This window comes from Streptomyces sp. NPDC005533 (genome assembly GCF_042871845.1).
GTDB lineage: Bacteria > Actinomycetota > Actinomycetes > Streptomycetales > Streptomycetaceae > Streptomyces.
The window spans coordinates 1-13,001 of sequence record NZ_JBIAJH010000077.1 but is presented as its reverse complement, the minus strand read 5'-3'; the positions used below and the strand labels follow the sequence as shown (position 1 = coordinate 13,001).

Sequence of the window (13,001 nt, the reverse complement as noted above, 5' to 3'; positions counted from 1 at the left end):
TAAGACCCCCACCCTGCGGATACCTCATACACCCGGCATACCGCGACGATCACCGATCGTCAGCCCCCTACGACAACCCGGCTTCAAAGTCAGTAGTTCGCTTCCGACCAGCCTCCGATACTGAAGGTGCGAATGCCGTTCCGGCGCTCGTGCTCACTGCGGGCGGCCTCGAGTAGACGCCGCCAGGATGTGACCAGAGGGCGTCGGCGCAGCAGAGCTCGTCGTTCCTTTCCCGTCATGCCTCCCCAGATGCCGTACCGGATCCTGTCGTCCAGGGCGTAGGCAAGACACTCCGTTCGTACGGGGCAACCAGCGCACATGACCTTGGCTGCCAGGTTGCGAGCCGCGCCGTCCACAAACAGCCCATCAGGGTCGGCGGCTGCCCTGCACACTGCCCGTGTGCCCCACTGCTCAGCGTCCACAGAACACGCCCTCGCCGGTGCGGCGTGTTTGATCACGGGCTCCATCAGCGACGTCCTCCATTCACCTGGGACCGGCCAGGCATGGCCTGGCCATGGCTGGCTTCTGTCCTCATTGGACGTAGCCGCACGGGAATCATCACGCCGTTTAGCCAGTGCGAAAGGGGGATCCACCCCGCATGAGATTCAGCGGACCGGGCGGCCCCGCCTCGAACCCAGCTTCTCGTCAGACGCGACGCAATCGGTCATACAATGAGCTCAGCTCGTCGAATTCGAGGAGAAGCACTACGCCAACCAAGGAAGGGCCGAACGAACCTGACACCACGTCAACCCTAACTTCCCAGCTGAACAGCACCTCCCGCACACCGGGAACCTCGCCGCGGCCAGAGGCCGTTGTGAGGCAGGCCTGCTGGGTGGCACCTGCGGGGGTGGACGACCCGGCCCGCGGTCCGCCTCTGACAAGGCGAGGCAGAACCCCAACCCCGTCGGCCGGCTTGCCGTTCACCTGACGCCCTGGCCTGGCCACGGTGCCGGATTCCAGGAGACCAGGACAACGATGTGCGTAATTCGGCCAGACCTGCCGGACTGGTTTGGTGCAATCTGAGGCTCTCCGCAGCCATTTTTTCTTGCGCTCCGCGCCCCAGACAACGACGAATAAGACACCGCGGCTCTCACGCGATTCGACCATGCCGCGCCACTGTCCCGGAGTAATCGCTTTTTGGGACGCTGCTGTGGCCACATACCCAGCGAAATCAGGCCATCGGTTTCTGGATCGGATTTTCGCCATTGGGCATGGCGGCCACCCTTCCGCAAGCAGTGGTGGTGATTCCGGAACCGCAAGGAGAGACACGACTGACCGGTACGCTGAACTCGTCGTTCAGCGCACCGATGCACAGGTTCCATCAAGCGGAACCAGGCTTGACCACCAGCAAAGCCAGAGTCCCTTGAACCTGCATGCCGATTTCCTGGCGCCCGCCTGCTTGTCGTGTGCCAGCGTGCTGCATAGAATGCCAGCCCAGGAGAGGTTTGTGTACAGAAGTCGATTAGAGACGATCGGGGCATACTTACCCGCGGCGTTCTTGCCTACTCCAGGCTTCTTCACTCCCGTTAAAAATTCTACCGAGTTCGACCCCTTGCAAATTATCGAAATGGCTGAGTGCAACATCGCGGATGAGTTGACTGAAGTCCCGGAAGAGTGCCTCGACCGTTCTTACCGCACCCCGGACGAGATCGGCATAGCGATGTCCTCCTCGATCAGCCGCACAACGGCCCGCCGGCGACACCAGTTCGAGTCTTCATTCGCCCGTCGGACCGCCCAAGAGCTCGGGACGGTAAGGGCCATTCCCTTCGACGTCTCCCACACCTGCTCGGGCTTGATGACCGGCGTCTGTCTGCTGGTCCGGATGATCCGTGCCGGTGAGGTGCGCAGGAAAGTGGTGCTCAGCAAGGAACCCCCGATCGTGTTCACTGCCACACGGGAGATGGAAGACAGCCGCGACCCCCGGTTCTCCACCCTCTCTGTCGGCGACTCGGCTGTCGCCGTGGTAGCCGATCGCGCCACAGACGACGCGGCCATCATCAACGATATCGAGCTGGTGGCCCGTTCGGAGTACTCCCACTCCCACCTGTATGGCATGCCCAGTGACGAGACCGGTGATCTGGCCATTTACACCAACATCAAAGAGATGCAGGCCGAGAACTGTCTCTCGCCTCTGCCTGCCTTCCATCGCGACAGCCGGTTCGCCGACGACGTAGACGGCTTCGTCGTCCAGCACCAGGTTGGCAGCCGTTTCATCGACCTCATGATCCAGCTCGACGAGAGCGTCTTCACCGCGCCGACGCCCCCGTCACTCTCGGTCGTGGACAAATCCGCCAACACACCCACCTCGCACTGCCTGGCGCTGCACCAGGTGCCCGCGGAACGCCGTACACCCAAGGGTTCCAAAGTGCTCCTGATGCCAGCCGCTTCGGGTGTGGTGACAAGTTTCCTGTCCGCAACCGCGTCCTGCCTGGAGGTGTGACATGGCCACCGTCATCACCTCCACCGCGCTCAGCACCGCTGACGGAACCGGCAGTGCGATCGCGTGCGCGGCAGCGGCCGGCAGCTCCTGTCTGCAACAAGCCGGCCTCACGCCCGCTGATGTGGACGTCCTAATCAATGTCGGTGTCTATCGCGACGCCACTATCCCCGAGCCGGCCCTCGCCGCCCTCATCCAGAAGCACATCGGCATCAACCTTGGCTACCTTCGCGCTGCGGACAAGCACACAGCATTCTCGTTGGATCTCATGAACGGAGCCGACGGGGGGCTCAAAGCCGTTCAGGTGAGCCGTTCACTGCTGGCAGCCGGCGCTCGCCGAGTGCTGGTGGTCTCGGCGGCCACCCACCCGCCAACGGACCCGGCCCAGGCAGGCAAGGCCGCGTTCCCGTATGCGAGCACCGGCTCGGCACTCTTGTTGGAGCACAGCGACGATGCCTGCGGCTTCGGCCGGGTCCTGCACCGGAAACTGTCGGGCAGCCGCGGCATCAACGGATACCTGCCGCTGTACGAGGTCGGCTCCGGAGGCCGGAATGCATTCTCCGTCGAACGCGACTTGGACCTGGAGGAGCGCTTGCTCGCTCTCGGCGTCGATTCGATACGCGGCTGCCTCACGGCTGAATACGGCACGGAAGCGGCGTACGCGCCGACGGCGCTGGACCGCACGTTACTGATCACATGCCAGCCGTCACCCGTCTTCGCGTCCCGCCTCGCCCAACGTCTTGGTATCGCATCCGACGCCGCCGTAACCGTCCAAGGCCTCGAGGGTGACCCTCCCACCTCGGCACTCACCTACGGATTCTGGCAGGCACAAGATGCAGGCAGATTCGCCGGACATGACCAAATACTCTTCCTCGCCGTGGGGGCAGGTTTGAGCTCAGCTGCCTCGCTCTACCGCCTGTCCGGCGAATCCGAATCGGCCGCTTGCTGATGTTTGGCAATAACAACAGGCCGTGCCCGAAAGCCTCGTTGGCCGATTTGCTGGCCTGGCAGGCCCTTCGTACGCCCGGCAAGACAGCCGTGATCCATCCGATCGACAAGCCGGCGCCATCTGGCCGACCCGCCTACGCATCGGTTGACTACGCCGAGTTCGCCAGCACTGTCACCGTCTGCGCCGCCGGCCTCAAGGGGCAGGGCTTCCGCCGGGGCACACGCACAGCCTTGCTGTTGACTCCCGGCGCTGACCTGCTCACTTTGGCCTTCTCCCTGATACACATCGGCGCGGTGCCCGTGATCGTTGATCCCGGGATGGGGGTGGGCCCCATGCTGGACTGCATCCGACGGGTAGGGGTCCAGGCGTTCATCGGCGTACCGTCCGCGCACGTTTTGCGACGTTTGCACCCACGCGTGTTCGCAGACGTGCGGAGTGTGATCAAGGTGGGTCGCCGGAGCGGCACTGGGCTCACGAGGTTGACTGAGCTTGGCACGGGTTTACCGGTGCCGCCTGCCGTGCCATCCCGATCAGACGACCTGGCCCTGATCGGGTACACAACCGGTAGTACCGGCCCCGCGAAGCCGGTGGAGGTCACGGTTGCCATGCTGTGGGGAATGGCGTCCGGCATCGAGGCTGGCCACTTCACCGCCGACATGACCACGACGCTGGTCACCATGCCCCTGATGGGGCTATTCGACCTCGTGGCGGGGCGCACGGTGGTGGTGCCGAAGATGGACATGAGCCGAGTCGCAGCCGCGGAGCCCGCGCTGCTGACCGACGCGATACAGCGCTTCGGTGTGAATGCCATGTTCGCCTCTCCCGCGCTGCTGGGCCCGTTCTCTGCTCATCTGGACGCGGGCGGGGAACGGGTTCCGTCTCTGCGTCTGATCGTGTCGGGTGGTGCTCCGGCAGGCCTTGACCTGATGAGGTCGCTGCGTGGCGTACTGCCGGAGGAGGCACGTGTGTTCAGCACCTACGGGGCGACCGAAGCACTGCGGGTGGCGCTTGTCGAGAGCAGAGAGGCACTGGCCGCGGGTTCGGCTGCGGGCCTGGGAGTGTGTGTCGGTCGGCCGACGCCTGGTATGTCGGTCCGCATCAGCGATCGCCGGTTGCCCACTGGACGCCCCAGCTGTCCGTGCCGCCCAATGAGATAGGCGAAATCGTGGTCAGCGGGCGGGCCGTCAGCCCGCGCTACTTCCAGTCACCCCGAGCCGATGCCGAACACAAGATCGAGGATGGTGAGTGCCGATGGCACCGCACCGGTGACGTCGGTTGGACCGACCGTGAGGGACGGATCTGGTTGTGCGGATCCAAAAGCGACCGCGTCCGGACAACTCGCGGCGACCTTATACGGTGTACTGCGAAAACGTCTTCAACGTGCATCCTCGCGTGAGGCGTACAGCCCTGGTCGGGTTCGGCCCGGACTGCGAGCAGCGGCCGGTGCTGTGCGTGGAGCTCGCCCCCGGCACCAGCAAGGAGTCCTGGCCCAGCGTCGAGAGCGAGCTGCGTCTGTTGGGTGCGCGCAACCCGGTGACCAAGACGATCGAGGATTTCTTGCCTCATCCCGCGTTCCCCGTCGACATCCGCCACAACGCCAAGATCCGCCGCGAGCTGTTGGCCGGCTGGGCCGAGAGTCGGCTGACCGGCAGCCGCCGCCCGAGCGCCGCTGACCAGGCGTTGCGAGCCATCCCCTTGGCCGGATGGACATATCTGACGGCCTGGCCGATGTTGCCCTGGTCCCACCCTGCGCTGACCTCACTGTGGTGGGTCGACGCCTTCTTGAGCATCGTCTTCCACGCGCTCCAGATCCCACGAGCGTTGCGCGCGGAGCAGGAGCTGGCCACCGGCCGGAGGCCAGCGGCGACAGCCGCGCTCACGATGCTGTTCGGAGTGACGTGGTGGCGCCGACGCGCTGGCAGGTCAAAAAGGCTCTGAGTGGGGGTATTGGTGACGGACGCGTCCGGGTTCCTGGGCAGCCATCCAGTCGGTGCCCGGAACCCCTCAACGCACCAGCCGACGCCCCCACCGCCCACTGTCGGGGACGGCGATCGGGAACCTTGCCAACGACCCGGAGCTACAGTGCCTCTGCCGGGCCGTACACGGAGAGGGAGGACGCCGACGAATGATCCGCTTGCTCGGGCCTGACCTCAATGTGCTCCCCCCAGTCCGCCACCCTGAACGCGTCGGAGAAAATGGAGCATGAGCAATATCCCACAGCAGTCCACCCGCGCGGCGACGTCCGACGATCTCCGCTCTCCATCGGAGCCCCACTCAGCACGCCGGCAGGGGAGCACCCACACCACCGGAGGGCGTCACTCGGGCGCTGTCCCATCTCAGACGCGCCCGATCACGGCTGCCATTTTCAGTAGCGAGACCCCCGCCGTCACGCACACTTCATACCCCCTCTCGCCGCGGTCCCCTCTCGAGACGCTGTCGTGGCAGGCACCCCCCGTCGCTAAGGGCCAAGACGACGACAATATTCAGTGGTAACGGAGGAGGGGGCGGGTTTCAACGGCCCTCGCCCTGACCACCTGTCGGCTCGGGTCATCGCAGGGTAGGAGCTCGGGGCAGCGGGTAGGGCTTGCAACGGTCCGCTGACGATGGCAGCGAGTGACTGGCTGCCCGGTGTCCCCCACGACTCGGCCGTCCATTGAGAGTTGTGTTCAAGGGAGGCCACCGCAAGATCCCTGCCCTGTCAGCACTGCTGACCGGAGGCGCGGCAAGGTGCCCCTGCGGAAGCCTTGGCTCACTTGGGCTCACTTGCCGGCCCAATACGGGAAAGGGCCGCGCGTTATCGGCGCAGCCCTTCCGTGTGCGTGCCGATTCCCGTCGCGGCGTCGGACAGGTTTCCTTCGTTCGGGGCAGGCCCTACCTGCTGCCCCGGGAAGGTTCGTCCGTTGCGGAGTTGGCGAACCGATCGGGAAGGTCAGACCAGGTTGATGTTCTCCGCCTGAGGCCCCTTCTGGCCCGGGGTTACATCAAACGTGACGGTCTGGCCTTCCTGGAGTTCGCGAAAGCCTGCAGAGTTGATCGCTGAGTAGTGGGCGAAAACGTCCGGGCCGCCTCCATCCTGAGCGATGAAGCCGAAACCCTTCTCCGCGTTGAACCACTTCACAGTTCCCTTAGCCATCTCTCATGCCTTCCAGCCAATAAACGCCTCCCGCTCCATGCGAAAGGCGGAGGTGATCGCCCTGGTTCTTCCGGGACAGCACAGCAGAGTGCCCACGCCTGACGCGTGGACAAAAGGGGACTTCCGAACCACGACAGCTGGCCCAGACGCTACACTCCCGCACACTCTGTCACCATAGGAACCAACCCGTACGGCACATCGAGGCAGGCCAAGGGCCCGCCGTCGGCCTGCGGACGCACTGCCGCAGGCCAAGCGCGTGTTGCGGCAGGCCTCACGGATTGCTCCTGCCCGCCACATGCCTGAACCTGAAGACCCACCGCACCCGGCCAGCAGCGGATGGCCAAAAAACAGCGATCGCGAGGGGGTGGATGCACGGCAGTCTGTTTGTCGTTCGAATCTTCTGACGAAGATGAATCCGACGGCAAGGACAGGCCGGATCCCGAGCCCAGCGAAGACCACGAGTCCTAGCAGGTAGCCGGACACATAGCTGACGATCGCGTCTGACCCTGATGTGGGGGCGGCCCCGGCCGTACTGCGTCCCGTAAGGGGACCGGGGCCTGTCCCACGCGCTCCATTCCGGCGCGGGCCGAGACGGAGTCTAGCCCGTCCGGGTGAGCGATGGGCCGAAATCCCGGGCTCCGGCAACGGGGCGTTCCTGGGAGTTGCGGTGCCTGGCGTGAACATCAGGCTCGTCAGGCTGGATTGGCGTGCCGACGAGTCGGCCTGGAGGAGCTGGATTGCTGCCATCGCTTCAGCAGGCACCGGGTGGACGCACCGCTGACCGGGAAACGCTTCCTGCGGGGGCCGACTCGCCTTCCCTATAAGCCTGCAGGGGACCGCGAGGTGCAGGGAGTAACGGCGATCACTTGCCGTCCGGCGCCCCTCAGCGTTGACGTGCAGGTTTCGTCAGGCGTACCCCCGGGAGTTATCGCTGGCAGACATGAGCTCCAGACCCTCCGTCAGCCAGCCCGACACCCTGGTCAAGCGGCTGACGGAGCATCGTTGCGGACCTCGAACAGGTCCACCGCGCCCGTGATTTCCAGCAGCCTGCGAAGTTGGTCTGGCAGCGGACCAGCCAGCACCAGTCGACGGGAGTTCCACAGCCGGAGCAGCACGTTCAAGAACGCCGAGTCGGCGAACGCGACCCGAGCGACGTCCACCACCAGGACCTCAGCCGGGCCCGCATCCCGGTCACAGACCGCAACCAGTACCCCTGCCGTGTCGCGGTCGAACTCTCCTGAGCACTCGACGACGGCGAGGCCATCGGCTCGGGCACGGACCGACACCCGCGGCGACTTCATGCTGCCTCCCGGCTCCTCCCGTTGGCTGTCTCTCGTGACCGTACGCCCTTCGCCTCCTTGGAGACGCCACTGCGTCCGCTAGCGGCAGAGCCCCGCGCGACGGGCTCGGGACGTCGCGGCCGACACCGAGCGGGCGGCACCAGCGAACTCTTGGGCGTCGATCAGCTGTGGTGTCACGTGGACCAAGTTGTGTTCGTTGGCCATTTGGCACTCCCATTCGGGGGGTGACGCTGCGGCGGACTGTTGCGTGACCCGGAGCAGGACTTGCTAGTGCGGGAGCTTCCCGTAGCAAGTCGACAGTGCACTTACCGGACTAACCCTTGAAACGGCTGGCGCCGCGCTTGGCGGCGGAAAGCATCGCACCCTCGCGGCGTTCGGGGTTGTGGCCCTGCCGCCACGTTCATGAGCTGCCCGACCCGCGAGGTTAATTCGCACATATATCGCAATCTGGGCTGGACCTGCGGCACAAGCTTTCGGCCACGGCCAAGGGTGCCGCGTCCGCTAAGCGGCTCCTTGAGTCACGCTGCGAACATCAGCCCATCATCTCCGGACATCCTGACCACCACGGGAAGCGCTGCACGAATGTCGCCTTGGAAGACTCACCGGCTTCCCGCGGCAGGATGCCGCAAGGGCCAGCGGCCTCCCGCACATGTGTGGCTTCCACCGGCTCGACGGCTTCCCTAAGGCTCGTCCCGTAAAAGATCTTCGAGCGGGTGCGCGCGGGGCCGGCCAGTGTTCGGTCCGCTTCTCTATCCGCTGAGGGTGAGGTTGTGCAGGCGAGCGATGCCGCTCATCGCGTGGTGGACACCGTCGCCCTTCAATCGGCAGTCGCGCAGGATTTTCCAGGCTTTCATCCGGGCGAAGGCGTGCTCGACGCGGGCACGGACCTGGCGGTGGGAGGCGTTGTGCTCTTCCTTCCAGGCGGGCAGTTCGTGCTGCCCGCGTTCGCGACGGTGCGGGATGACCAGGCCGGTGCCCCGGTAGCCGCCATCGGCGATCACAGTGGTGCGGCCGATGGCGGCTTTGGCGCCGGACAGCTCCCATGACTTGCAGTCATTGCGGTTGCCTGGCAGGGGCCGGCCGACCACCACGACGAGGCGGGTGTCGGCATCGATGACGACCTGGTGATTCGTGGAGTATCGATAGTTCTTCGACTGCTCGGCCACCGTGTGGTCACGTGTGGGGACCAGGGTTCCGTCCACGATCAACACAGTGTTCTTGCGGAACCGCTTGCGCGGCCGGAGCGCAAGCAAGGGGCCGAGGTGTCTTATGACGCGGTCGGCCGCGGACTTCGATACCCCGAACAACGGGGCAAGCTGGCGCAGCGTCAAGTTCGTCCGCCAGTAAGTCGTGACCAGCAGCACTCGGTCCTCCAGCGGCAGTCCCCACGGCCGACCCCGCCGCACCTCATCGGCTCCCTCACTGCGCAGCGCGGTCACCAGCTTGTCGAAACAGCGCGGGCTCAGGCCAGTGAACGGGGCTATCCGGGACGGGGCCGACGCCGTGATCACTCCAGTCACAGCAAGATCATGACGCCAAGCCGGGGCCCTGAAGCACCGCCCCGTCAGGGACCGCCTGGCCAGGTCCTCACCCATAGCTGCACCATGCTCAAGGCACCGCCGGGGCCAGCACAACGATCTGATGAGGAGTAGGACGTGGGAAGTGGTGGAAGCGTCTCCGGGGTCCGCTGGGGAGAACTACGCGACGCGACGGGCGCCGCGGCTGGCGGTATCCCCCCTCTGCTGTCCCGGATTGCATACGGGGATGAGGACACGGCCCGCATCGCCATCGATGACCTGGGCGACGCCATCTGCGCGCTGGGATTCGTTGTCGGCGAGGCGACAGCTCCCACGATCCCGTTCCTTCTCGAACTGGCCGGCTCCCCGCACGTGGCTTGCAAGGCCGAGTTGTTAGACCTGCTGGGAAGTATCTGCCGGACCGACCAGTGGCACTCCGCCGCTGCGGCGACGCAGGGCCGCAAGCACGACGCGAGCTACCAGCAGCAGACCGGCTGGGAGGCAGCCTCAAGGGCAGCCGTGTACGCAGGTCGGTCAGTCATCGAGGGCGTTGCCTCCTCCATACGGCCAGAGGAGGCAACGCCTGCTCGGAGGCTGTTGCAGGTGATGGACTACACCCCGCCGTTCCCGGAGCTATGAGCGGTCATTGCGGGACAGCCCTTAAACACAAGGCCCGCCGTTCCGGATTTCGCTGGTGTGCATCTATCCGGCGTAGGACGGCCAGCAATGTTCCGCATGCGGGTCCAGGGATGGCCAACACCGCGCCGATCAGAATTCTTGGCCCACCCGGATGACAATGCGTCCCGCAGCATCCGCCGCAAGGGCGAGACCGTGGGGATCACGGGGCGTGCGTCACGCGCCTCTGCCACCCTCACCCTGCAAGGTGTGTCTGAACGAAGGAGTCCACCCAGCAGCAAGTCGGGTGGTTTTCTCCATGCCGGGTTCCTTAGAACCGGGTCAAGTTGACTGAGCCAAGGAGTGAACGTGGCGCTTAGGGCAAGGCGGAGGCCCCTCAGTGTGATCGGGTTGTGGGCGGCTGCGGTGTGCTTCGTCCTGGGCACGGCTTTCCTCGGCTTCGCTGCCGGCGAGCGGTTCTTCGACAACGTGGTCGTCTCGAAGATGTATGGACTGTTCCTCACCGGGATGGCAATTGTGCCGCTTGTGGTCTGGCGTGGCCATGCCGCCCGCCGCCGCAGGCCCGGGTTCCTCGAGATGACGTGGCTTCCATGGATTTACATCGCCGCTCATGGTGTCCTCTGCAGCCAGGACCGCAGCTCTGCCCACATCGCGGTGCTGGTGCTGGGCTGGGCGGGCCTAATCTGCGCCGGGATCTCCAGCATGTACTTTTTGGGCATGGAACTGTGGGCCAAGCCCAGAGACGAAGCGCCTACTGCAGCCGGTGAAGGCTCCCACGCCAGTGCTTGACATTCCCTCCGCCCGCGAAAACGAAGATGCCGCCAGCTGCTCAGTTCCGGGCGAGGATTCGGGTGAATTCCTGTTTCTTGCGCTGCGTCAGGACAGGTACGGTCTCCCCCACGTCTCCGCAGGCTGACACAGCCAGCCTGCCACCGTGCTGATGCTGACGCTGAGCGCCGCATTGATGGCCCCGCCGAGGACGCCCCCCCACGCTGTGCACTCCCACGTACGAATGTAGAGGGGCTTGAGTCCGTCCATAACGTCCGACCGCATCCTTGACGGCCGGCGTTACCGTGGTTGCACCGACGGCAGTAGGCAGGACCACTTTAAGTCCCGGTAGCGGCTCAGGCCCTCGTCCGGCGATTCGATACGACCTGCTGGAGGGTAAATGACCACGCGTGGCAACGGAGAACAGCTGGCGACGAAGTCCCTGGCCCGCTGAGCAGCCCGTATGAGGCCGTCTGCGGCGTCCTCCGACACGTGCGTGTATTCGGAACTGCCGACCGCTGGTTGTTCGTCCGAATGCGGATCAGTCAGGGGCCCCAAGAGCCTCGATGTTGCCCACGCCTGTCGATAGCTCGCGGCCGCCGGCCACAGGGCGGATGTAAGCACGCCGGGTCCAGCGCGGGCCACTGCGGGTGACGGTTTCCTCGAGCACCACAGCCATCAGATTGCCTTCAGTGCCGGACGCGACATCGCGGACCCGCCAGCCCAGTAGTGGGTGTTCCTCATGTCCGAAGCCGAGGGCAGTGATCTTCATGACAGGCACTCGCCGGTTGCGTTTTCCTGGCCTACGGCTTCGCCGCCCAGGAAGCGTGTTAGGCCTCGGTCTGCCCGTGCCATGAGCTCGGCTGGAGAGTTGACGTAGCCGTACCCGGCCAAGGTCGACCGGGTGGACTTCGCACTGCTGGCGGGTGCGCTCATCAGGTACCTCCGGGATGCCCGGCCGAATTGCCAATGCCCCTAATGCTAGGGACCCACGCAGAGGCTCTCAACGTTCTTGTAGGAAGTTGCGGACTTCACCTGTGGCTGCAGCGGGCAGCCCCAGCCGCTGCGTGACCGCAGTGTGAGTGCGTATTCTGCGCCCGATGCGGGCTCGCTCTATCTCCTTCATCAGGGACGCGATGCCAGATACATGGCTATTTGCGCCATTCGCCTGATTTCATCCAGGGTGCTCCGTTCTTCAGCCCGGGGAGGAATGGCCCTTGAACCGGAAGCCCGCACCGTCGGCGTTCTCTCCGGCGCACAATCTGACCTGCACTTTCGCGATAGGGAGGGTCAGCTACGATGCGCGCAACTTGGGGACGAGCGGTTCGGAGTGGCCGGTCAGGCCCGGTACACGTACCGGCTGCAGGTCGCCACCCGTGCGGGCCGGACTGCACGCGGAGTGGTCACGCTGCCGGGGGTGTGAAACGAGTCGGTGGCGATATCCCGGAAGGTCCTGGCCGGGACACCTCGGAGAAGGTTACGTGCGGTCCGGCCCCCGTTATGTTTTTCGCGGTGCTGCAATGGGGCCGCTGGCCTCCGGGCCTGGTATGACCGTGTTGTCGAACGGATGACCTGGGGGGTGGTGTCGCCGGGTCCGTGGGGTGCCGTCACAGACGCTGATGTGAGACCCGGCCACCGTCCGGCCCGGCGCACTGCCGGGCAGTTCGCGGGCGGCAGGTCTGCATAACGTGGATGCGCGAGCACGGTGCCACCACCATGGCCGGCACGGTCAACACCTGTGGAAGGCTGCGATGTTAGACACCGAAGGCATAGGCGTCTGCCTCGGGATGGACGTCGGCAAGACCGCCCACCACGGTCACGGGCTCACGCCGGCCGGGAGGAAGGTCTTCGACAAACCGATGCCCAACAGCGAGCCGAAGCTGCGGGCCTGAGGTGACCCCCGGAGTGTGGACACAGGGGTTCATGCTGCGAGTTGGAGCTTACCTGTCGTGTGGTGCTGCTGTTCGAACTCCATCGGGGAGAGGTAGCCCAGCGCGCTGTGGCGCCGGCGGGCGTTGTAGTAGGTGAGCCACTGGAAGATCTCCAGCCTCGCCTGCAGCATCGTCGAGAACAGCCTCTGGTGTATCGTCTCCCTCTTCAGCCCCTGCCAGAGTCTCTCGGCGAGAGCGTTGTCGTAGCTCGAGCCGACTTTGCCCATGCTCCTGAGGATGCCGTACTGGTCGCAGACCTGTGCGAACGCGGACGAGGTGTACTGCGAGCCCCTGTCCGCGTGGAAGATCACCCCGGTGACGTCACCGTC

General features: G+C 65.2%; 12 protein-coding genes and 1 pseudogene. 7 read left to right on the top strand and 6 right to left on the bottom strand.

Features of this window, described 5'->3' with window-relative positions; all coding sequences use genetic code 11:
* Positions 1 to 89 precede the first annotated feature (89 nt).
* Positions 90 to 467, bottom strand: a complete 378-nt coding sequence (locus ACFYP3_RS35400) for a WhiB family transcriptional regulator (RefSeq protein WP_388841977.1) — start codon at positions 465 to 467, stop codon at positions 90 to 92.
* Between the two features lie 1,100 nt (positions 468 to 1,567).
* Here ACFYP3_RS35400 and ACFYP3_RS35395 point away from each other — a divergent pair.
* The 4 genes from ACFYP3_RS35395 to ACFYP3_RS35380 all read left to right on the top strand — a co-directional run bounded on the left by ACFYP3_RS35395 (position 1,568) and on the right by ACFYP3_RS35380 (position 5,324).
* On the top strand, positions 1,568 to 2,440 hold the full coding sequence (locus ACFYP3_RS35395) for a hypothetical protein (protein ID WP_388841975.1): 873 nt from the start codon (positions 1,568 to 1,570) through the stop codon (positions 2,438 to 2,440).
* Between the two features lies 1 nt (position 2,441).
* A complete protein-coding gene (locus ACFYP3_RS35390; protein WP_388841973.1) occupies positions 2,442 to 3,386 on the top strand; it encodes a hypothetical protein in 945 nt (314 codons plus the stop codon).
* Positions 3,386 to 4,543 carry an AMP-binding protein gene (locus ACFYP3_RS35385; RefSeq protein WP_388841979.1) on the top strand — a complete coding sequence of 386 codons (1,158 nt, stop codon included), beginning with the start codon at positions 3,386 to 3,388 and terminating at the stop codon, positions 4,541 to 4,543. The genes ACFYP3_RS35390 and ACFYP3_RS35385 overlap by 1 nt, the downstream gene beginning before the upstream one ends.
* Before the next feature lie 148 nt (positions 4,544 to 4,691).
* A complete protein-coding gene (locus ACFYP3_RS35380; protein ID WP_388841971.1) occupies positions 4,692 to 5,324 on the top strand; it encodes a hypothetical protein in 633 nt (210 codons plus the stop codon).
* Positions 5,325 to 6,315: 991 nt separating this feature from the next.
* On the opposite strand, the gene ACFYP3_RS35375 is transcribed toward ACFYP3_RS35380, so the two are convergent.
* From ACFYP3_RS35375 to ACFYP3_RS35365, 3 genes are all read right to left on the bottom strand, one after another.
* Complete coding sequence (locus ACFYP3_RS35375) at positions 6,316 to 6,519, bottom strand: cold-shock protein (RefSeq protein WP_388841969.1); 204 nt, start codon at positions 6,517 to 6,519, stop codon at positions 6,316 to 6,318.
* Between the two features lie 980 nt (positions 6,520 to 7,499).
* Positions 7,500 to 7,820: an STAS domain-containing protein gene (locus tag ACFYP3_RS35370; RefSeq protein ID WP_388841967.1), complete on the bottom strand. Its 321-nt coding sequence runs from the start codon at positions 7,818 to 7,820 to the stop codon at positions 7,500 to 7,502.
* 749 nt (positions 7,821 to 8,569) lie between these two features.
* Positions 8,570 to 9,340: a transposase gene (locus ACFYP3_RS35365; RefSeq protein ID WP_388841965.1), complete on the bottom strand. Its 771-nt coding sequence runs from the start codon at positions 9,338 to 9,340 to the stop codon at positions 8,570 to 8,572.
* A gap of 135 nt (positions 9,341 to 9,475) precedes the next feature.
* Here ACFYP3_RS35365 and ACFYP3_RS35360 point away from each other — a divergent pair, with 135 nt between their 5' ends.
* Together ACFYP3_RS35360 and ACFYP3_RS35355 are read left to right on the top strand one after the other, a co-directional pair.
* Positions 9,476 to 9,976, top strand: coding sequence for a hypothetical protein (locus ACFYP3_RS35360; RefSeq protein WP_388841963.1), 501 nt, complete (start codon positions 9,476 to 9,478; stop codon positions 9,974 to 9,976).
* Positions 9,977 to 10,354: 378 nt separating this feature from the next.
* Positions 10,355 to 10,762: a hypothetical protein gene (locus ACFYP3_RS35355; protein WP_388841961.1), complete on the top strand. Its 408-nt coding sequence runs from the start codon at positions 10,355 to 10,357 to the stop codon at positions 10,760 to 10,762.
* Between the two features lie 520 nt (positions 10,763 to 11,282).
* On the opposite strand, the gene ACFYP3_RS35350 is transcribed toward ACFYP3_RS35355, so the two are convergent.
* Positions 11,283 to 11,513 carry a hypothetical protein gene (locus ACFYP3_RS35350; RefSeq protein ID WP_388841959.1) on the bottom strand — a complete coding sequence of 77 codons (231 nt, stop codon included), beginning with the start codon at positions 11,511 to 11,513 and terminating at the stop codon, positions 11,283 to 11,285.
* A 979-nt stretch (positions 11,514 to 12,492) separates the two neighbouring features.
* Between ACFYP3_RS35350 and ACFYP3_RS35345 the strand changes: the two are divergent.
* Positions 12,493 to 12,630: pseudogene (locus tag ACFYP3_RS35345) on the top strand (IS110 family transposase); the annotation flags it as partial.
* 32 nt (positions 12,631 to 12,662) lie between these two features.
* On the opposite strand, the gene ACFYP3_RS35340 reads toward ACFYP3_RS35345, so the two are convergent.
* Positions 12,663 to 13,001, bottom strand: a 339-nt coding sequence (locus ACFYP3_RS35340) for an integrase core domain-containing protein (RefSeq protein WP_388841957.1), incomplete at its 5' end; no start/stop codon positions are given.